This window comes from Mycoplasma sp. HU2014, from assembly GCF_001199495.1.
In the GTDB taxonomy this organism is placed as follows: domain Bacteria; phylum Bacillota_I; class Bacilli_A; order Mycoplasmatales; family Mycoplasmataceae; genus Mycoplasma.
Genome location: NZ_LFYS01000068.1, coordinates 1 through 21998, shown reverse-complemented (window position 1 = coordinate 21998; position 21998 = coordinate 1). Strand labels below are relative to the sequence as shown.

Here is a 21998-nt window from a genome sequence, read left to right as displayed (position 1 = left end):
GACGGGCGGTGTGTACAAGACCCGAGAACGTATTCACCGCGACATAGCTGATTCGCGATTACTAGTGATTCCGGCTTCATGAAGTCGAGTTGCAGACTTCAATCCGAACTGAGACTGGCTTTTTGAGATTAGCTCCCCCTCGCGAGATTGCGACTCTTTGTACCAGCCATTGTAGCACGTGTGTAGCCCAGGACATAAGGGGCATGATGATTTGACGTCATCCCCACCTTCCTCTAGCTTACACTAGCAGTCTCGTTAGAGTCCTCAACTTAATGTTAGTAACTAACGACAAGGGTTGCGTTCGTTGCGGGACTTAACCCAACACCTCACGGCACGAACTGACGACAACCATGCACCACCTGTCTCAATGTTAACCTCCACTATATCTCTATAGCTTTGCACTGGATGTCAAGCCCTGGTAAGGTTCTTCGTGTTGCTTCGAATTAAACCACATGCTCCACCACTTGTGCGGGTCCCCGTCAATTCCTTTGAGTTTCACTCTTGCGAGCATACTACTCAGGCGGAGTACTTAATGCGTTAGCTGCGGCGCTGAGATAACCCCAACACCTAGTACTCATCGTTTACGGCGTGGACTACTAGGGTATCTAATCCTATTTGCTCCCCACGCTTTCGTGCCTCAGCGTCAATAACAAGCCAGTAAGCCGCTTTCGCCACAGGTGTTCTTCCATATATCTACGCATTTCACCGCTACACATGGAATTCCACTTACCTCTCTTGCATTCTAGTAATGCAGTTTTCAAGGCGGACCGGAGTTGAGCTCCGGGCTTTAACCTCAAACTTGCAAAACCGCCTACGCACCCTATACGCCCAATAAATCCGGATAACGCTTGCCACCTATGTATTACCGCGGCTGCTGGCACATAGTTAGCCGTGGCTTTCTGGTAAGGTACCGTCAATATAGAGGCATTTCCTACTCTATTTTTTCTTCCCTTACAACAGAGCTTTACAACCCGAAGGCCGTCATTACTCACGCGGCATTGCTTCATCAGACTTTCGTCCATTGTGAAAAATTCCCTACTGCTGCCTCCCGTAGGAGTCTGGGCCGTATCTCAGTCCCAATGTGGCCGATCAACCTCTCAGTTCGGCTACGTATCATCGCCTAGGTGAGCCATTACCTCACCTACTAACTAATACGCCGCATCCCCATCTCATAGTGAACCAAACGGTCCTTTCAATCTTTTCTCATGCGATAATAAGATTCACATGCGGTATTATCTTTCGTTTCCAAAAGTTATCCCCCGCTATGAGGTAGGTTAGATACGTGTTACTCACCCGTTCGCCACTGGGGTGCAAGCACCCCCGTTCGACTTGCATGTATTAGGCATGCCGCCAGCGTTTATCCTGAGCCAGGATCAAACTCTCATTTTAAAATTGTTTTATAAATTAAGTTAGATTCTGACTATTTTATTATTGTTTTAATATAAGTATTTTGTATTACTCAAATTCATCTTTTTGACAAGATTTGTACAATAATTTGTTCTATTTAGTTTTCAAAGATCATACTCACTATCAAGACTTTTTTAATTTCTTGTTCTCTAAGTGACAAAATTAAGTATATAACGATTAGATATCTAATACAAGTGTTTTTTTGAAAAATTTTTAATTTTTTTATCTTATAAAAACATTGATATACACTTAATAATTTTCAAATAAAAAACCGGTTTTTATCCGGTCGATTTATTGTCCAAGTTGGTGGGGAATAAGGGACTTGAACCCTTACGTCAAAGACGCTAGATCCTAAGTCTAGTGCGTCTGCCAATTCCGCCAATTCCCCAAACAATGGTGACTCGTCGGAGATTCGAACTCCGGACCCACTGGTTAAAAGCCAGTTGCTCTACCGGCTGAGCTAACGAGTCATGAACGACTATAAAATAATAACACTATTATTTTTAGTTTTCAATTATCAAATTAAATTTTTTTAAAATAGTTAATATTAGTGCTGTTAACTCTATAAATTAATATAATATAAAATCTTCAACTACTTTAATAAATTCATCAAAGTTTTCATCAAATACCATATGACCAGTTTTAGCTATTCAACAAGTTTTAACATTTTTAACTTGCTTATTAAAATAATCTAAACACTCAGCTCGATTTACTAATTTATCATCTTCACCTAAAACTAATAAAGTTGGAATATTAATTAAACTATGAGCTTTTATAATATCTTTTTGAAGTTGATCTTGTTCTAATGAATCTCTTAATTTAATTAATACTGGATCATTAAAATCATTAGCATTAAAATTTTGTTTAGCTTGATTTAATCAATTACTATTAGATGTAAAAATACTACTATCATAATAAAGTAAATCTAAAAACTTTAAATAAGAATCAAAATCTTTAGCAAAATAATATTTTTTTAAATGTCTATTTTTCAAAGCATTAGTAGGAGCTATGTAAATTAATTTATTAAATAAATCAGGATGATTCATATAAGCTATTGAAATAATCATACATCCCATAGAATGACCTATTAAAGTTATGTTTTTTAAATTACTATTTTTAACAAACTCAATTAATAATTTAGCATATTGATAAATACTTATTTGATGATCTTTTAAAACTGCAGTTTTATTACATCCTGGAAATTGTAATGCATAATAATTAGTTTTAGTTCAATAATTTTGAAATAGTTTAAATGAATTAGGTGATGAGTTAAATCCATGACAAAAAATAACATTTTGTTCAGCATTATTATTATCTTTAAAAATAAAATCATAATCATAAATAACTTTACTCATACAAACTCCTATTTAAATTATTTTACAATAAAAAAACATATCAACTCTTTATCAAGTTTATATGTTTTTATTAATTATTCTTCATCTAAAATAATTTTTACAACTTCATCAACACTAATTTCATTAAAGAAATAACTTTGTAGATCTGCTTTTGTAAATGCTTCAGTTAAATCTTGTGAAGTCATCTTAGTTCCTAAAATAGCTTGTTCTAATTCTTCGATATTTTTCTTAGCAAAGAAATCTCCACTAATTTTAAGTTTATCTACTCTTTGATTTTCTACAGCAATTGAAAAATTAATTGTTCCTATTTTTAATCTAGCATCGCGGTTATATTCATATCTTGGACTTAGTCCATAATTTCAATCTCAATTTTTATATTTTGTATTTACTAATTCATCAATTTGTTTTCATTCTTCTTCATTAATTATGTAACGTTGAACTTTTGATAAATCATCAACATTAAATAATTTTTTTAAAAACTCATCTTTAAATTCAAAAATATCTAAATTATTATATTCATCGCTTAAATATTCACTTAACGCTGCTACTCTTTGTCTGATTGACTTAATTCCTTTTGCCTCAATTTTTTTTCGATTTGGATTTAATACTTCAACCATCGCATCATAATCAACTCTATATAATAATGAATTACCTGCATAAATAACATCGTCTAATAACATCATAGCAGCACCCGAAACTTTGCGACCATCAATAGTTAAATCGTTTTTACCTGATTGAGTAATATTTACTGCTCCCATTTCTTTTAAGATTTTGATAGTAGGTTTATAAAACTCATCAAAATTACCTAGAATTTTTTTGTGATCTTTATAAGGAATTAAATAACAAACATTAACTGCATTTGAATCAATATAAATTGTTCCTCCACCAGTATTACGTCTTACAATTTGTAGATTATGTTCTTTTAAATACTTAAAGTTAACTTCAACTTCAGGATTTTGGAAATATCCCATTTGAATATGTGGAGCACTAATTGCTGGAAAAACAATAGTGTCATCTAATTTTAAATTTTGAGTAGCTCAAATTTGAATAGCTAATCAATAAGCTCCATCATCAACATACTGTCCATTTCTAATCGGTTCAACTAAAATCATATTTTTTCCTCCAATATCAAGTTCTTTAATTTAATGTTTTATAAAAAATTATTTAATTAGTGATTTTATATTAATTATCTTAATTTTAAAAATCTTCTAAACTTTCAAATGTATTTTTATCAATATCAGTTACTATTAAAATTCAGATTTTATTTTGATCATCTGAACTTAGAATTTATGGATCTTCAATTGCATCTTTATTTTTCTTAACAATTTTGGCTTTGAATGGTATTTTGAAACTTAAGATAGTTTTTGATGCTTCTATAACCATAAACTCATCATCTTTTTCTAAAATAGTTTTATCTTTATTTTTAAATTGAATAAATCCAATTGTTTGAATATCTTATTTAACTTGTTGACTTAGTCTTAAAATTATATTCTTCTTTATTATCTGTTTTTTCGATAGTTAAATATTTATAAACTTTTTTCATAATAAACCACCTTTACTCAAATTAATAAATATTATTTTTTAAAGCTAAATTAAGATTATTAAAGTGCTAAATAATCAACTTTTAACTCTTAATTAAATGATATAACTTTTTACGTAAAACTAACACTACTAAATTTAAAAATAATCAAAACAAAAGTGTTAATGGAAATACTGAAATAAAAAATCTAAACTATAATAAAATTAATTTATGGATAAAATTCAAAAAATGTTTTTAGATGATAATTACACTGATATTGAAAAAATGTTAGAGTGTGATTATTATGAGTGTGTTAATTTTCTTTTATGCAAATATGGTATGGTTGAAGGTGATTATGTAAAGCGTACTTTATTTTTTGATATTGTCTCTGAGAATTTAAATGTTAAAAGATCTTTTTATGGATTAGAAATTCATCATATTGATGAAGATAAAATTCCTAATCTTTCTTCAAAAGAAAATATGACAAAATATCCTGAATACCAAACAAAAGATAGATTAGTTTATTGTAATTTAGTTGAACATTTATTATTACATATAAAAATCTATCAAAAGACTAAAAATAGATTGAGTATGAACGGAGTGTTCTTAATAGTTAGAAAACTAAATACTTATTTTTTCAGAACAAGAATTTGATGATGAACGTAAATGTCTTATTTACCATTCTATAAAAAATTTAAAATTAGATTATTTTAAATGTATAGATTACATGGAGAAGAATAGAATTTGAAAAGGTAAACAATGATATTTAAGAGCATTAGATGAAGAAATTAAAGATCAAGATAAGTTAGATTTTTATTATGAAGAATTAGAAAGATATATAAAAGCAGGAATTCAACCCTTATCTGTTGATGGTTCAATAAATTATGTTGAAAATTGAAAGTTAGAAAAATTAGATGCACTAGATATTTATGTTAATAAAAGAAAGCGAACTATAGTTAATCATTATCTTGTTGAAAAACAATTTGCTAATAGTTATCAAACTAAACAAACTAATAATTATGCAGTTAATTATCAAAATAGATCAAATAAAGTTAATAAGAAAAGATCATCTTCTATCAAATATTTATTATTTGCTATGTTATGAATAATACTTATTTTTATGGTAATTATTTTAGTTTCAGTTCTTTAATAGAAAATAAAAGATATGTCTGGGTCCATAGAAGTTAATTTTCTACGGCTTTGTTTATTGTTTAGTATTCTAACTTGTTTTTTAATTAAAAATGAATTTATTATAATGTACAAAATCGTTTTGTTTGTGTTTAAATAATAATATGAAAAAACTAATTTATAACTATGATTATGTTTATAAAAATAATAATAATAATGAATATAATATAATCTTTTGTCACGGGTTCAATTCTTCACCGAGAGTATTTGACATTTTTAAAAACTATTGAACTAAATCAGATTATTATGCATTACAATTTCCTGGAAATAACAATACAAAACCAGTTGATGACGATCAAGTATCGGTATTTGATTTTGCTAGATTATTAGTTGAATTTATAGAAAATAATAATTTAGAAAATGTTATTTTAATAGGTCATTCAATGGGTGGTGGAGTAATTTCTCTTGCTTATCAATTAAAACCACAATTATTTAAAAAACTAATTTATATAGCTCCAATGAATAAAGCTTCAGAATCTATTGATAAACGTTTTTTAAATGATTATTTTCCTAAAACGTTTGATGATTTAGTTAATAATTTTTTAACTTCTTTATATTATGATAGTTCTAAATATACGAATAATCCCAGTTGAATGAGGCTAGCACAAAAAATTTTTTCAGCTAATGACTATAACAATGAAACAATCGTTAAATTAGGAAAAACTCTAGTTTCAAATCAAGTACACGATAAAATTGATCAGGTGTTAAGTTTGATACAAGTTCCTTGTTTATTAGTACTTGGTGAAACTGATGGAGTTATTGACAGAGAAAAATGTTTAAAATATTTTCAAACCAAAGTTCAAAACATCAAAACTTGTTATATACCAAAAACAGGACATATGCTTTTTGAAGAAAATTGAGAACAATTTATTAAAATTATTGAAGAGTTTATAGATAATTAAAAAGAACTGAAAATCTATTGATCAGTTATTTTTAATTATCTTTTAAATTATCTTTAAATGTTTCTATTGTTTGATTTGGAATTGTTTCACAATAACTAAACATATTAACTATATCTTTAAATGAAGATTTTGGAATGCATAAATCTGTTAGTTCTTCAGTTTTAACAGTTAATTTAATCCGATCTGGTTTATTAGTCCTGATTTTTTCAACGAACTCTGGATCTGCAACAAAAACTGAACTTAACCCTATTAGATCACAATATTTCAATGCTTCTAAACATTTATCTGGAGAATTAATTCCCCCTGATGAAATAATAGGTAATTTATTTTGATATTTTTGATAAATTACTTTATTAATTAGTTGGTTTTTAAACTTGCATTCACTTCTTACTTTATTTAAATAAATATCATGGCCTCAACTAGCAATTGCAAAATAAGAAATTTTAGTTTTTTCTATTAATAAATCAACTAATTGTAAAAAATCAACAATACTATATCCTAAAGTTGTTCCATAAGTTTCTTCAGGAGTTGCTCTAAAACCTAAAATAAAATTTTTAGGTGCATATTGATCTATTATTTGTCTTACTTTTGTAAATATTTCAAGACAAAGTCTTGAGCGATTTTCAAAATTATCTGATGAATAATGATCTGTTCTTTTATTAATATGTTGGCTAAAAAATGTTTGGATTAGTAATCTTTGTGCCATTGAAATTTCAATTCCATCAAATCCGGCTTTAATAGCCCTTAAAGTAGCATCAGCATAACTTTGAATAATTTCTTTAATTTGAGTTTCAGTTAATTCGAAAACTTCATGTTCAACTGGAAAATGATTTTTCTCATATGATGGTCCGTATAAATAACCATATTTTTTAAGAGAAGCTTTGGAAAATTTACCAGCATGTGCTAATTGTAAAACAACACAATTTGAATTAGTTTTCATTACTTGATACAACTGTTTTAAAGAGTCTATATGATCATCAGTTCTTGCACTTACACCATATTCAAACAATTGACCAAATTCATCAAAATAAACTCCACCTGTAATTTGTAAACTAGCAGAGTTTTTTCTCCTATTAGCATATGCTAATTCTTGATCGGTTACTTTTCCATTTTTATCTGTCAAACTTAAAGTCATTGGCGATAATGCAAACCTATCTTTTAGATTAAAACCATTAAGATTAAATGGTTCAAATAATTTTTTTATCGATCCACTATTGTTCATCTAAAATGATTTTTGCTATTTCAGCTTCATCTAAATCTGCGAAAAAGTAATCAGAAAGTTTAATATCTTTTAATACTTTTGTTAGATCTTCAAAAGTCATTTTAGTTCCTATTAATTGTTCTTCAATTGGTTTTATATCTTTTTTAGTGAAAAAATCGCCACTGATTTTGATTTTAGAAATTCTTTGATTTTCAATAGTTAATGAAAAGTTAATAGTACCAATTACTAATCTAGCATCACGGTTATATTCATATCTAGGACTTAATCCGTAAGTTCATTCTCAGTTTTTATATTTAGAATTCACTAATTCGTCAACTTCTTGTCAATCTTGTTGGGTTAATTCATAACGTTGTATTTGACTTAAATCATCAACATTAAAAATCTTTTTGATCATAATATCTTTAAATTCAAAGATATCTAAATTTTGATATTGTTTATCAAAATACTTACTTAAAGCTGTTACACGTTGAGAAACAGATTTAATTCCTTTAGCTTCTATTTTCTTACGATTAGGATTTAAAACTTGACTCATTGCATCAGTATCAATGTTATATAGTAATGAATTACCACCATAAATAGTGTTATTAATTAACATCATAGCAGCTCCACTTACTTTTTTACCATCAATTGTTAAATCATTTTTACCTGATTGAGTAACATCTTTAGCACCTAGTTCTTTTAAAATTTTGATAGTTGGTGCATAAAACTTATCATAATTTCCTAAAATAGCTTGATTTTGATCATAAGGAATTAAATAACAAATACCTAAAGAATTAGAATCTATATAAATTGTTCCTCCACCAGTATCACGTCTTACAATTTCAAGATTATGTTCTTTTAAATAATTAAAGTTAACTTCTACTTCTGGGTTTTGGAAATATCCTATTTGAATATGTGGATCAGAAATACTTGGAAAAACAACAGTATCATCTAATTTTAATTTATTTAGCGCTCATACTTGAATTGCTAATCAATAAGCACCTTCTTTAATGTATTTACCGTTTCTAATTGGTTCTATTAGTATCATTTTTTACCTCCAATAATTTGTTGATTGTATTTTTAATATCTTCAAAACAATTATATGTTCTATCTCTAATTTCTTTTGGAACACGATACAACTTATTATTAAGTGTTAAATAAATTGAGTTTTGATAATTTTTTGTCATTTCTCAAAAAGGTTGTTTTATTAGTGTTGGAGTTGCATATCCAACACCAATTTCTAAAAATACTATTTTTTTATCTTTGTTTTGATCAATAAATTCCTCATAAGCTTGTTTTTCTTCATAAAATCTTTGATCTTCAACCATTCCTTTACATTTTAAACGCTTATTAACTTCTAAAAATTCATTACATTTAACACATCTAGGAATTAAATCTAAATCAACTTTTAAATCCTTTTGTTTTTCAATCATTTCATAAACAGCTTTGTCATTTGAATATAAAGTGTTATGACACATTTTAGAACACTGCAACAAATTATATTTACCTTGAATATCTTTAAAATCATAAACACTAGCTTGCAACATATCTAAAAACTTAAACTCATCAATAAAGTCTTTAAAGTTTTCTTGAAATCTATCTCCTGAATAACCCATTTTATCAGCGCTTGTCATCCCAGATCCATTCCAATAACAATTGCATCAGCTTTAGATAATAAAGTGTTTAATTGTTTAACATCTTGTATTTGGTTCATATTAAAAATCTTCTAAACTATCAAAAATGTTCTTATCAATATTTGTTAGAATCATGATTCAGTTATTGTTTTGATCAGCAGAACTAATTAATTCAGGATTTTCAATAAGTTCTTGATTTCATTTTACAACACTAGCATCTAATGGCATTTTCAATGTCAAAATAGCTTTTGATGCTTCTAAAGCTAAAAATACTTCATCTTTTTGAAAATTTGTTTTGCCAGTATTTTTAAATTGTACATAACCTACTGTTCCAATGTCATCTTGCATTTCTGCAGTTAATCTTAAATAGTAATTATCACTATTTTCTTGTTTTTCTAAAACTAAATAATTAATTACTTTTTTCATGTGACAAACTCCTTTTGTTATAAAATTTTGCAATTTTTTTAAGAACTAATTTTCTATCATCTATACTTTTTAAAGTCGGAAGAATCATTAAATGATCAACGTTTAACTTTTTACAAAATTGATCTATTTGTAAAACATCATCATCAGTGTTTACTGTAAAAATAATGTCTTTCGAAAATTTTCTTAGTTTCATCATTGAATTGATACTTGTTAAAATCAGAAATTTCTGGAAATATTTCAAATCGATCAGTATTTTGTAATGTGCGATAAAAAGCTAAAACTTTTTTATTCTCTTGATTTAGTTTTTTGGTTTTTGCTGAAACAACATTAATACTTATAGCTATATCGCTAGGTTCTTTATTCCACCTTTTTTTGTAAGTTGAAATATATGTATTAATAACTTCTTTTGCATAAATCATTGAAGGGTTTAAAAATCACCCATAATTTATTTTAAAACCGTGTTCTGCCGCAAATTTAGCTGATTGTTCACTCGTTATTAACATCACAATATCAATAGGTTGTTTAATATTAGGAACAACTTTTAAACAATCTAAATCTTGATTATTAACAAACTTATCAACTAATAATAACTTAGCTTGATAATCTAAATTTGTTTGCACTTCCAATAATTTCACTAGATTATCATCAGAAGTTATTGATGAACCAAAACCATATAAAAATCTATTCTCATGTAATAAATTTAAAGTATTTATTTGTTCAGAAATTAAATATGGTTGATAGTTATTTAACATAATTCCACCAGATCCAAGTTTAATCTTTTTTGTATTAGATGCTAGATAATTCAACAAAATAAGCGGATTAGAAATCACTAGTGAATTAATGTTGTGTTGTTCACTAACTCAAAATGAAAAATAGTTTAATTTTTCAGCATATTTGCATAACTCTAAAACTTGATTGTATGCTTTTTTATATTGGTTTTCTTCTGTTAATAAACCATGATCTAATACACTTAATTTCATATCAAATTTATTATAATACTATAATTATTGTTTTGATAGATTGGTGTATATCTGTTTTGATAGATTGGTGTATAAATAATAAAAAGAAGAAGATTTATTGAAATTACTTCTAATTTAAAGGTAAGGTTTTTATACTTAAAATAGTAAAAAACAAGTGTTTTTGTAAGTAAAATCTATTTTATTTACTTATGTTGCACTTGTTTTTTATTATGTTTAAGACATATCTTTTTTTTAATTATTAATAACTACTATTGTTTTCTTTTTTGTTAACGATGTTAACTCCACCACTAGTCCCTAGTCTTGTAGCTCCTGCATTGATCATCTCAATAGCATCTTCATAAGTTCTAACTCCACCAGCAGCTTTAACTTGAGCTTTATTTTTTACAACTTCACTCATTAATTTAACATCTTCAACAGTAGCTCCTGATTTGTTAAATCCAGTTGAAGTTTTAACAAATTCTAATCCTGCTTCAACAGCTAATTCACAAGCTTTAATAATTTCTTCACGCGTTAATAAACAGTTTTCTAAAATGACTTTAACAACATGATCTCCAGCGGCTTTTTTAACTTCTTTCATGTCATTTAATACTAAATCATAGTTTTCATCTTTTAAAGCACCAACGTTTAATACCATATCAATTTCATCAGCACCATTTTCAATAGCTTTTTTAACTTCAAAAGCTTTAACTTCAGTTAAACAAGCACCTAATGGAAAACCAACAACATTTGTAATACCTACATTACTATCTTTTAATAATTCTTTACAAAAACTAGTTCAACAAGTATTAACACATATTGTAGCAAAATCATATTCTTTAGCTTGATTACATAAGTTAATAATATCTTGTTTAGTTGCTTCTGGTTTTAATAATGTATGATCGATATATTTATTTAATTTAATTTCCATAATTACTCCTATATGTTTAGCATTTGTTTTAGTTCATTGTATATTGCTTGAACTTTTTGTTTAGCTGAATCAATTGATTTATCTACACCTATGAAATAAATTTTTAATTTAGGTTCTGTTCCACTTGGTCTTACAGCAAATCAAGATTTATCTTCTAAGTAGAATTTTAATAGATCTTGACCCGGCATGTTGTATAAACCGTTAATATAATCTTCTGATTTAATAACTTTTAATCCGGTAATTTCACTAATACCTTTTTCTCTTAATGCTTTCATTAAAGGTTTAATTTTTAAGTCTTTTTCTTCTGGTTTAAAGTTTAAGTTAACAGTATCAGTAAAGTAGTATCCATATGTATCGTATAAAGAATTTAAATAATCAATTAAAGTCATATTTTGTTGTTTATAGAATCAGCATACTTCAGCAATCATAATTGAAGCTTGAATACCATCTTTATCTCTTGTTGAATCATCTAAAACATATCCAAAACTTTCTTCATAAGCAAATACGAAGTTTAGTCCAGTAATTGGTTCTTTAGCAATTTGATCTCCCATTCATTTAAATCCAGTCAATGTTTTAACAATAGTTGATCCATAACCTTCACAAGCAATTCTATCTCCTAGATCTGAAGTTACAAAACTTGAATATAATGCAGGGTTTTTTGGTAATTTATTCAAACGTTTTAAATTAGATAATTTTCAATCAATTAAAATAGGTCCTGTTTCATTACCATTTAATCTAATAAATTCACCATTGTGTTTAACAGCCATACCAAATCTATCAGCATCTGGATCATTCATAATAACAATATCAGCATCATATTTAACTGCATATTCTAAAGGTATTTTTCATGCAGGGTCAAATTCTGGGTTTGGGTTAACAACATTTTTAAATGTTTCATCTTCAAATGCATGTTCAGCTACTTCAATCACTTCATAACCTGATTCTCTTAATACTTTTGGAGTAAATTCAGTTCCTGTTCCGTTTACTGCTGAAAAGATAATTTTTACTTTTACTTTTGATTCTTGTTCATTTTTATAGAACTCTAAGTTTCTAATCATATCAAAGTATTTATCAATAACTTTTTGATCAACAGTTTCTAATAAGTCTTTATTTGGAGAAAATTCTCAATTTAAAATATCATCAATTTTATCCATTTCACTTGCAATCACATCAGTATCTTCTGGCATTAATTGACATCCATATGGATCATAAATTTTATAACCGTTATATTGACTTGGGTTGTGAGAAGCTGTAATAACAACTCCACCAATACAATTTAATGTTTTAGTGGCAAAAGAAACAACTGGAGTAGGTTTCATAGCATTATCTTTAAATAGATATGCTTTAATGTTGAAACTTGTTAAAATATCAGCTACTAATTGAGCAAATTTAGCTGAATTATGTCTATTGTCGTGACCAATCACAACTCCATCATTTAATCTATCTTTATATTTTGATATAAGTAGTTTTGCATAAGAAATAGTAACTTTTTTAATAGTATAAACATTAAAACGTCCAGGACCTGCTCCTAGAATGCCTCTAATTCCTGCTGTTCCAAATTCTAACTCTAAATTAAATGCTGCTTGTAATTCTTCATCACTTGCATTAGTTAATAATTCTTTTAATTCTGAATCTAAATTTTTGTTATTGATTCATTCTAAATAAGTTTTATTTGTTTTATCAAAGCTCATAAATTTAACTCCTTTGTCAATATATATTGTATCATTTTATAATTAATTGCATTTTAACAAATTACTCACAATTCAATTTACATTATTTCTATCTACTCAATATAGTATTAGCAAAAATATCTTCAAAATATCTCATTTTAAAAAATTTAAATCATCTAAAAATCATTATTGTTCTCAAAAATTGAATTATTGTATCTAAAAAGTATAATTAAATTAATTAATCTACAAAAAGGATAGGATTTTTATTATGCTTACATTTGCAAATATTATTGAAAAGAAAAAACAAAACATTGAACTAACAGAACAAGAAATTAGATGAGTGGTTGATGGCTATGTAAAAGGAATTATTACAGATTATCAAATGTCATCATTTTGTATGGCTATTTACTTTACTGATATGACTGATAAAGAAACAACAAATTTAGTTAAAAGCTATGTTGAGTCTGGTGATGTTTATGATGTTAGAAAAATTGATGGTTTTAAAGTCGATAAGCATTCAACTGGTGGTGTTGGAGATAAAACTAGTTTAGTATTTAGTCCATTAGTTGCTAGTTACGGAATTAAAGTGTGTAAATTATCTGGAAGAGGATTAGGTAAAACTGGTGGAACTATCGATAAATTAGAATCATTTCCTGGTTGAACAAGTGAACTAAGTAATGATGAGTTTGTTGATAATGTAAATAAAGTTGGAATGAGTATTATTTCTCAATCTAAAAACGTTGTTCCTGCTGATAAAAAGATTTATGCATTACGTGATGTAACTGGAACAGTTGACTCAATGCCTTTAATTACTGCTTCAATTATGAGTAAAAAACTAATTATTGAAAATGATGGATTAGTTTTAGATGTTAAAGTTGGAAATGGTGCATTTATGAAAACTGTTGATGATGCTTTAGATCTTTCAAAAAGAATGATTGAAGTAGGAAAACAATACAACAGAAAAATCGCAGTTATGATAACTGATATGAATAAACCCTTAGGAAAAGCAATTGGAAATGCAATTGAAGTTAAAGAAGCTTGAGATACACTTAATGGAAAAGGACCAGAAGATTTTAATGAATTGGTTGTAACTGCTGTAGCAATTGCTTTATTACAAGCTAAAATTTTTGATAACTTAGATGAAGCTAAAGCTGATGTTTATAAAAAATTACAAACTGGTGAAGCTGCACATTACTTAAAAGATTTTATTGAGGCTCAACACGGTGACTGATCAGTATTAGAAAATTATGATGAAGTATTTAAATGTTCAAATGTTATTCAAATTAAAGCTAAAAAATCAGGTTATATTAAATTTACTGATGCTGAAAATTTAGGATTATTATCAATGCAATTAGGTGCGGGTCGTGTTACAAAAGAAGAAAATATTGATCATGCTGCTGGAATTTATTTAGATAAAAGTTTTGGACAAGAAGTAAAAGAAAATGAAGTTGTTATGACATTATTTACAAATAAAGAAACTAATAACGAATGAATTAAATTAGCTGAATCAACTTTTGAAATTCTTGAAACCCAACCTGTTGAAGATGTAATTATTAAAATTATTTCTGATGATGTTAAATAAAAATTAAAATAATTAACCCCATAAACCGTAAAACGGATATGGGGTTTTAATTTCTTTTATATGGATTAGGTTTTAAAAGGTTTATTTTTCTAATGATTCTAAAAATTCTTTAAGGCTTGAATGATATTTTGTATTAGGGTCTTTCAAAAGTTCTTCAGCTTCTTTTATGGTCATTAAAGTTTCTTTATTTGGTGTACCTAACTCAATACTAAATGGTAGTGTATTTTTTCTAATTGTTGCTTTTAAAAACATATTTATAGCAGCTGAAGTAGTTATTCCTAATTCATGAAATATAGCTTCTGCTTTTTCTTTAGTTTCCTTATCAATTCTTATATTTAAATTCGTTGTCTTCATATTATCACCTTTTTTTCATTATAACATGATAACATTGTTTACTAAAACTCTACAATTAAATGTTTTTTATATATAAATGTATTTAATTTGTGTATACACCCGAGTTTTACAGTTGTTGTGCTAAATTAAAAAGTGCAACAACTTTTTAATTGTTATTTAAATCTTATAGAGTTCAAAATTTTATCAAATTAAACATCCATCATTAGTGATTTTATTATGTTTGTTCTTTCATTTTGATCTCATTAGTCTTCTAGATAGCTAAAACTTTTAACAATTTCCTGTTTAACTTGTCAATTTTTGTCTTAATACCCTCTAACGACTCTAAAAATGTCTTAACAGTTGAATCTTTAAAATTTATCTTATCTCCTTTATCGTAATGTATTCTATAAATATTTTAGAATAACATCGGAAAAAGTAAATAGAAATAAGATAAAAGATGAAAAACCCCTTAAAATCTGAACTTTTCATCTTTTTTATTTATTTGTTGGCATAACAACTGTAAAACTCGGGTTATAACATGATAACATTGTTTACTAAAACTCTACAATTAAATGTTTTTTATATATAAATGTATTTAATTTGTGTATACATTTGTAATAATTTCTAATTAATATCAAATCCTTCATATTCATATGACTTTTTAATTCCTGAAATAAAAACTTCTCTATCATTAATTTTATTTGTTAAACGTTTTTTAAATAATTGTTTTATATCTGAATTATCAACACTTGATCTAATTATTGCTTTAAAATAGCTATCTTTATCAATATCTTTTCAGTTGATCACTAGTTTTAGTTTTGCTTTTAACATTAAATCTAATCAAATTCTAGTGCAACGTCCATTTCCTTCTCTAAAGGGATGAGCTATATTCATTTCGATATACTTGTCTATAATTTCATCAAAAGTATTTTCTGGCATTTTATCTATTTGTTTCAAACTTTGTTCTAAAAACATCACTGAAGCAAACATAAAATCATTTTTTGCTATATTAACTTTTCTCATTTCTCCAGCAAAATCAAATACATCTTGAAAAATATATTTATGAATTTGTTGCAGTCCTTTTCAAGTTCCAACTTCAAATGTATTGATAATATCTTTATCTCATAATTCTAAACATCTTTTTATAGAAAGTTTTATTTCATATTCTTCTTCAATTAGATTTGATTTCATTGTATACTCCTTTGAAAATATCTTTAGAAATTATATTGATCCACATATAAGTATTAGCAAAAAATAAATATTTTGTAACAAAAAAACAACCTAAAGTTGTTTTGATTATTTTATTCATTAAATAATTTGTTTAAAACGTTTTTGTACATTTCTAATGTTGCTAATTCTCTTTGTTCAGCTGTCATATCATTAGAATGATCATATAAATTATCAGTAACTGTTAAGATTGTTGATGCTTGTCTATTATAGTGATTTGCTAAATAGAATAATGCATAACTTTCCATGTCAACAACATCTAGACCTTGTTCTTTTGGATCTAAATCTGCAATTCTGTAAAATACGTCAGCACAGTGAACTGATACAGGTACACCTGCACCTAAGTTTAAACTTGGTTTTTCAACTTGTCATCCTGTTTTTGATGGTTCAAAAATATTTACTTCAGAATATGCTTTAGCAACTTCAACAACTGTTCCAACTTTAATATCGTTATTATATGTTCCACAAGTTCCTACTCTAACAATTTTTTGAACATTATGATCATTAAATAGTTCAGTAGCATAAATTGCAATTGATGGTTGTCCCATACCTGAGGTTGCAAATGAAACCTTGTGTCCATTATACATTCCAGTATAAACAAAAGCGTTTCTTACTTCACTTACTAATTTATAATCTGTTAATAAGTTTTCTGCAGCTCATTTAGTTCTTCTTGGATCTCCAGCAATTAGAACTGTTTGCGCAATATCAGCTTTTTTATTAATATGCATTTTTTACTCCTATACGATAGTTTTCATAATTGTTCTATCTTATATAATTTTATCAAAATTTTAGTAGTTATACCTTGTGAAAATTTCATTGAATTTATCTAGATCTTCATCAGTTTTAATATAATTTCTTATTAAATTAATTAAATTATCATCTTTAAAAATAATTGCAAAATAATTTAACTTTAACTCTTTAAAACTATTATCTAATATTTGAATTGATTCAGTAAAACTATTAACATCAAATACTTTTTTAATACCATCAACTAAATATTTATTATCAAAAGTTAAATTATATAAATGTCAGTTTAAATTAGTATCAAAATTATTTTTAAAAATATTTATAATATCAGTTTTAATTAAATCAATATTGTTTAAATCATCATATTCTATTTCTAAAACTATTTTATTTTTTCAATTTAAAACAGCGTTTATATAAACTTTGTAATTTAATAAATCTATAAATGTAGCATTTTCAAACTCATTATAATTAGTTAAATCATTTTTACTTATATAATAAATTCTTTGATTTTTATTAGTGATCTTAAAATCAAATTTATCTGAAATAACAATTAAATCTTTAAATCTATATTTATCTAAATTAATATCTTCATTAACTATAAATCTATTAATTGAAGCTATTCTTAATATATCACTATAATTATTTGGACTATATTTATCAATAAACTTATCATCTATTATTTTATTTTTATTTGTTATTAATCTATGTCTATGTTTATGATCTAAAACTTTTTGGAAAAATTCATCTTTAAATCTATTTTGATTAATTATTTTTTTAAAAAACATTTGTTTAGTTAATAGAATTAAATCTTTATTTTCAAAATCTAAATAGATATCTAGTTTCAACATATAATAACCTATAATATCTCCAACTTCTTTACTGAAATATTTTAATGCTCTATTTCAATTAGCTAAAGTGTACATACTATTTAAAACATACATAGGAATTTGATCGAATTGTTGATCTCCGATTATATATAAATTATCTTTTTTTCTTATTTCAATTAAAACTGAATTTTGATCATAATAAAACATAAATTCCCCTTTTATATACAATTAAAATTTAACAAAATTAAAGATCTAAGCTAAATTATTATTTCTTAAATCTTTATATAATGCATCAAAAAATTCACTTTCTACTGTTGAATTATGTCCTGGATAACTTGATAGCATAATTGTTGAAGTAATCTTATTTTTACTATCAACTAAACCTGATGATCCTAATAATCCATCTCAACCAAATTCACCAACTTCAGTTAAAGGATAAAGTTCATTTTTTATTCTAACTCTTACTCCAAATCCATAACTATAATCAGCATTCAAATTTCATTTGAAAAATTGTTTTAAATTGTTTTTTGATAATTGATCTGATTTCATTTCTTGTAATAATGAGTGTGAAATAACTTGTTGATCTTTAAATTTACCATCTAATAAAACGTTTAAAAACTTACTATAATCATCAGCTGTTGTAAATAATCCAGCTCCAGCCATAGGACAAACTGGTAGTTGATAAATATCTTGAATTAAAAAGTTAAAATCTTTAACTAGTTCCAAGTTAGGTTTATCATTAACAAAAGTTCATTTAAAAACATTAGCTTCTCTTTTTGGATCGAATAAATAAAAATCAGAATCAAACATTTCAAATTTATTAAAAATTTCTTCTTTAATAAAATCTCGGTATGTTTTATTTGTAACAACTTCTATTATTCTTGAAACAATATCTAAACTTAATCCATAATATCAACCTTTACCAGGTTCAAATAGTAATTCAACTTGAGAAAGTTGATTACATAATCATTCTAAGTCTCTTTTTTCTTTCATTCATTGATCTAAAATGCTTTTAATTTGAATTTGAGTATTAGATTTGTTACCACTATATGTAATTCCACTTGTCATTGTTAATAAGTTTCAAATAGTAATATTTTTATCTTTAAATGAAGGTATGTATTTTGATATATCATCATTTAAATTAATTAACCCTTTATCTACTAATAATAAAACAGCAAAAGCAGTTAATGGTTTTGTCATCGAATATGCTCTAAAAATTTCATTTCCATTTAATAGGAGTGTGTTATTTTGATCATTATATCCAAATGATTTTGAATATATAGTTTCTTTGTTTTTACAAATTCTTATCACAGCACCTTTAAATAATTTTCTATCCATAAAAGAAGTTATGACTTGTTCAACGTTATTAAATTGCATAATATTACCCCACAATATTTTTCTATAAAATTTTACAACACTAAATTAAAACTTTAATCATCAAATTTATGAAATATAAAAAACATCTAACTTTTTTTAGTTAGATGCTAATTATTATTCTTTTGTTGTTTTTGATGATGTAGATTTTTTAGCTGTTGTAGATTTTGAAGCAGTTTTTTTAGCGGGTGCTTTTTTAACTGTTGTAGATTTTTTTGCAGAAGCTTTTTTAGCGGGTGCTTTTTTAACTTCTTTGTTTTCTTCAACTTTTACTTCAACTTTATTTTCTACCATCATATTTGCTTTTTTAGCTTCTCTTTGCTCAGCAAGAATTTTAATCATTCTTGGTTTGATAGCTTCTTGTTCTCCACCATAAACAACTTGAATGTTGTTTCCTTTAACTAAGGCTCCAGTTGATCCTCCTAAAGATTTGATTCCATCAATATTTGCTTTAGATGAATCAACAACTGTTAAACGTAATCTTGAAGCACATGAGTCAACATCAACAATGTTTTCTTCTCCTCCAAGATATTCAATAATAGTAGCAGCTTTAGCTAATCTAGCTTCTTCTTTATCATCTGCTGATGTAATTTTTGATCCATCGACAGTTAATCCTTTAGAAGCTTTATAATCAGCTTTTGTAAATAATCTAGCTTCTCCAACCATTAAATCACGACCAGGTGTTTTAACGTTAAAGATTTTGATTAAGAAGTAGAATGAGAAGAAGTAAACTGGTGCCAATGCAACAGCTACTCCTAATACACCGAATGCTGATTTAGCTGTCATTGCTTTTGATCCGAAGTATGGAATTACTGCAAAGACGATGTAGTCAATAAATCCACCACTAACTGTTTGAGTAACGTGAGTTTGTAATGCCCCTGTTGCTCAGAAAGCAATTGATGCTAATGGCATATGAACACCATAGAATAATCATGGAGCAACGAATAAGAATGTATATTCAATTGGTTCAGTAATACCTGTTAAGAAACAAGTTAAAGCAGCTGAGAAGTAGATACCAAATACTTGTTGTCTATTTTCTTTTGGTGCAGCTAGTCACATAGCTAATGCTGCAGCAGGTAATCCTAATAACATGAATCCAAATTTACCTGATTGGAATCTTCCAACGTTTAATCCTAAGTTTTGTGCATCAGTAAAGTTGAAATCTTTAGCATGGATTAGGATTTGTTGAGCCATGAATTGGTCACCTTGTGCACCAAATAAATCAGGTTTTGATTTAATAAGTGTATAAATTGCATTGAAATCCATTCCTGTTGTCCCGTGGATATTGTTGTATGCGTCTGCAAAAGCTTTTTGAGCTTCTTCTCCAGCGGCTTTCACAGTGTCTAAAGCACCAGCGATAGAACCTCCAGCACTAGTTCATCATAGTGGTGCATAGAACACGTGATGTAATCCGAATGGAACTAATGAACGTTCAACAATTTCGAACATTAATGAATCTGTACCATAAGGTAAGCTTCCTGAATGTTCTCCTACTCATGAGAAACCAATACCAATAACTGGTCATGTCATAGCGAATATCAATGATAAAGGCAGAACGGCAGCGAAAGTTACGATAGGTACAAATTTAGTACCACTAAAGAAGCTAATTGCTGATGGTAATTGAATAGCATGGAATTTGTTGTAAACTTTTGCAGCAATAGCTCCAACAAAAATACCAGCAAGAACTCCGGTGTTTAATGATCTAATTCCTAAGTTATTTGTGATTAATTTTTCAGGAACTGATCAGCTTCCATAATATCATAATAAATGAATTTCCTTTTTAACATCACGAATTAAAGCTGATTGAATTCCGTTGAAAACTAAGAATCCAACAACAGCAGTAAGTGCAGCAATACCAGAATCTTTGGTATATGCTAAAGCTACTGAAATACAGAAGAATACTGGTAAGTTACCAAAACAAACATCACCCATTGTTTTCATAACATTACCAACATATCAGAATCCTGAAGTTTCTGCAACGTTAGCAGTAATTGTAGCTCCAACACCTAAAAACACACCGGCAATTGGTAACAATGCAATTGGTAACAAGAATGCTTTACTTAATTTTGATAAAGTAGGCATAATATTTGCACCAAAGTTTTTTAATTTATCTAAAAAACCTTGCATTAGTTTTTGCGCTTGTTTTTGCATTTTAATATTTCCTTTCTAAGTTTTTTTATTACAAGTTTAATAAGAAATTTATCATTTTTACCACTATAGGTTTAAAATATCAATAATATTGTCAGTATATTTCTTTTCACTTGTATAGTGTCATTTTTTAGTTGTACCATCTAAATACTTATTAGCTGAACTTAATCTTTCCATTATTTGATTAAATGAAAATCTCTCTGTTAATCCTTTTTCTTCAAATTCTTTTTTCATTCTTGAAGTGATTATAGAACTTATTAAGTTTATAAATTCAGTCGCAATTACACTTGTGTTTTGTTGTACTCTTACAAAATCTAATTCAGCAATGTTTTTATAGAAGTTGAAAAATTCTTCAATTTCTCATCTTGTTTTGTAAAGATCATATATTTGTTTTAAAGATAAATCTTCGTTGGAAATAAAAGTAATTGTTCCAAAAAGTTTTTCTTTTTCTTGTAAAAGTTCGTTATTAAAATTTTGTTCTCGATTAACTTTATCTAAATAAGTTCTTCGTTCTTGGTTGTAGTCATTTGTGCTTTTAAATGAATATAAAAATTCGGTTTGATTAAGTTTT

General features: G+C 27.0%; 20 protein-coding genes, 2 tRNA genes and 1 rRNA gene. 4 read left to right on the top strand and 19 right to left on the bottom strand.

What is annotated here, in order from left to right:
- The 5 genes from AB668_RS04360 to AB668_RS04340 form a co-directional block, all read right to left on the bottom strand.
- A 16S ribosomal RNA gene (locus AB668_RS04360) occupies positions 1-1389 on the bottom strand; the annotation flags it as partial.
- A gap of 322 nt (positions 1390-1711) precedes the next feature.
- Positions 1712-1795, bottom strand: a tRNA-Leu gene (locus AB668_RS04355).
- A gap of 6 nt (positions 1796-1801) precedes the next feature.
- A tRNA-Lys gene (locus AB668_RS04350) sits at positions 1802-1877 on the bottom strand.
- A gap of 99 nt (positions 1878-1976) precedes the next feature.
- The gene (locus tag AB668_RS04345) at positions 1977-2762 is read right to left on the bottom strand and encodes an alpha/beta fold hydrolase (protein WP_050517783.1); all 786 of its coding nucleotides are present in this window, start codon (positions 2760-2762) and stop codon (positions 1977-1979) included.
- 74 nt (positions 2763-2836) lie between these two features.
- Positions 2837-3874 carry a lipoate--protein ligase gene (locus tag AB668_RS04340; RefSeq protein WP_050517782.1) on the bottom strand — a complete coding sequence of 346 codons (1038 nt, stop codon included), beginning with the start codon at positions 3872-3874 and terminating at the stop codon, positions 2837-2839.
- 638 nt (positions 3875-4512) lie between these two features.
- Here AB668_RS04340 and AB668_RS05960 point away from each other — a divergent pair.
- The 3 genes from AB668_RS05960 to AB668_RS04325 all read left to right on the top strand — a co-directional run bounded on the left by AB668_RS05960 (position 4513) and on the right by AB668_RS04325 (position 6371).
- Complete coding sequence (locus tag AB668_RS05960) at positions 4513-4947, top strand: hypothetical protein (RefSeq protein WP_050517781.1); 435 nt, start codon at positions 4513-4515, stop codon at positions 4945-4947.
- A gap of 61 nt (positions 4948-5008) precedes the next feature.
- Positions 5009-5431, top strand: a complete 423-nt coding sequence (locus AB668_RS05955) for a hypothetical protein (RefSeq protein WP_050517780.1) — start codon at positions 5009-5011, stop codon at positions 5429-5431.
- A 142-nt stretch (positions 5432-5573) separates the two neighbouring features.
- A complete protein-coding gene (locus tag AB668_RS04325) occupies positions 5574-6371 on the top strand; it encodes an alpha/beta fold hydrolase (RefSeq protein ID WP_050517779.1) in 798 nt (265 codons plus the stop codon).
- 31 nt (positions 6372-6402) lie between these two features.
- Here the strand turns inward: AB668_RS04325 and AB668_RS04320 are convergent, their stop codons facing one another.
- From AB668_RS04320 to AB668_RS04290, 7 genes are all read right to left on the bottom strand, one after another.
- Complete coding sequence (locus AB668_RS04320) at positions 6403-7593, bottom strand: NADH-dependent flavin oxidoreductase (RefSeq protein WP_050517778.1); 1191 nt, start codon at positions 7591-7593, stop codon at positions 6403-6405.
- Entirely contained in the window at positions 7583-8620 is a 1038-nt protein-coding gene (locus tag AB668_RS04315) for a lipoate--protein ligase (protein ID WP_050517777.1), read from the bottom strand. Before AB668_RS04315 ends, AB668_RS04320 begins: the two co-directional genes overlap by 11 nt.
- A complete protein-coding gene (locus AB668_RS04310) occupies positions 8598-9206 on the bottom strand; it encodes a hypothetical protein (protein WP_327138685.1) in 609 nt (202 codons plus the stop codon). The genes AB668_RS04315 and AB668_RS04310 overlap by 23 nt, the downstream gene beginning before the upstream one ends.
- A gap of 81 nt (positions 9207-9287) precedes the next feature.
- Positions 9288-9632: a glycine cleavage system protein H gene (locus AB668_RS04305; RefSeq protein ID WP_050517776.1), complete on the bottom strand. Its 345-nt coding sequence runs from the start codon at positions 9630-9632 to the stop codon at positions 9288-9290.
- Between the two features lie 110 nt (positions 9633-9742).
- Entirely contained in the window at positions 9743-10612 is an 870-nt protein-coding gene (locus AB668_RS04300; protein WP_235443350.1) for an MsnO8 family LLM class oxidoreductase, read from the bottom strand.
- Positions 10613-10850: 238 nt separating this feature from the next.
- Positions 10851-11519 (bottom strand): deoxyribose-phosphate aldolase, encoded by a 669-nt coding sequence (gene deoC, locus AB668_RS04295; protein ID WP_050517775.1) that lies wholly within the window; start codon positions 11517-11519, stop codon positions 10851-10853.
- A gap of 8 nt (positions 11520-11527) precedes the next feature.
- Positions 11528-13210, bottom strand: a complete 1683-nt coding sequence (locus AB668_RS04290) for a phospho-sugar mutase (RefSeq protein WP_050517774.1) — start codon at positions 13208-13210, stop codon at positions 11528-11530.
- Positions 13211-13457: 247 nt separating this feature from the next.
- Between AB668_RS04290 and AB668_RS04285 the strand changes: the two genes are divergently transcribed.
- Positions 13458-14771: a thymidine phosphorylase gene (locus tag AB668_RS04285; protein ID WP_050517773.1), complete on the top strand. Its 1314-nt coding sequence runs from the start codon at positions 13458-13460 to the stop codon at positions 14769-14771.
- An 81-nt stretch (positions 14772-14852) separates the two neighbouring features.
- Here AB668_RS04285 and AB668_RS04280 read toward each other — a convergent pair whose 3' ends face one another.
- The 7 genes from AB668_RS04280 to AB668_RS04250 all read right to left on the bottom strand — a co-directional run.
- Positions 14853-15125 carry a type II toxin-antitoxin system RelB/DinJ family antitoxin gene (locus AB668_RS04280; RefSeq protein ID WP_050517772.1) on the bottom strand — a complete coding sequence of 91 codons (273 nt, stop codon included), beginning with the start codon at positions 15123-15125 and terminating at the stop codon, positions 14853-14855.
- A gap of 603 nt (positions 15126-15728) precedes the next feature.
- The gene (gene fic / locus AB668_RS04275) at positions 15729-16295 is read right to left on the bottom strand and encodes a protein adenylyltransferase Fic (RefSeq protein ID WP_050517771.1); all 567 of its coding nucleotides are present in this window, start codon (positions 16293-16295) and stop codon (positions 15729-15731) included.
- 110 nt (positions 16296-16405) lie between these two features.
- A complete protein-coding gene (locus AB668_RS04270) occupies positions 16406-17059 on the bottom strand; it encodes a phosphorylase family protein (protein ID WP_050517770.1) in 654 nt (217 codons plus the stop codon).
- A gap of 60 nt (positions 17060-17119) precedes the next feature.
- Positions 17120-18112 carry a hypothetical protein gene (locus AB668_RS04265; RefSeq protein WP_050517769.1) on the bottom strand — a complete coding sequence of 331 codons (993 nt, stop codon included), beginning with the start codon at positions 18110-18112 and terminating at the stop codon, positions 17120-17122.
- A 45-nt stretch (positions 18113-18157) separates the two neighbouring features.
- Positions 18158-19282, bottom strand: coding sequence for a serine hydrolase domain-containing protein (locus tag AB668_RS04260; RefSeq protein ID WP_050517768.1), 1125 nt, complete (start codon positions 19280-19282; stop codon positions 18158-18160).
- Between the two features lie 114 nt (positions 19283-19396).
- Complete coding sequence (locus AB668_RS04255) at positions 19397-21430, bottom strand: PTS transporter subunit EIIC (RefSeq protein WP_050517767.1); 2034 nt, start codon at positions 21428-21430, stop codon at positions 19397-19399.
- A gap of 63 nt (positions 21431-21493) precedes the next feature.
- A partial coding sequence (locus AB668_RS04250; protein ID WP_152908066.1) for a transposase occupies positions 21494-21998 on the bottom strand: 505 nt, incomplete at its 5' end.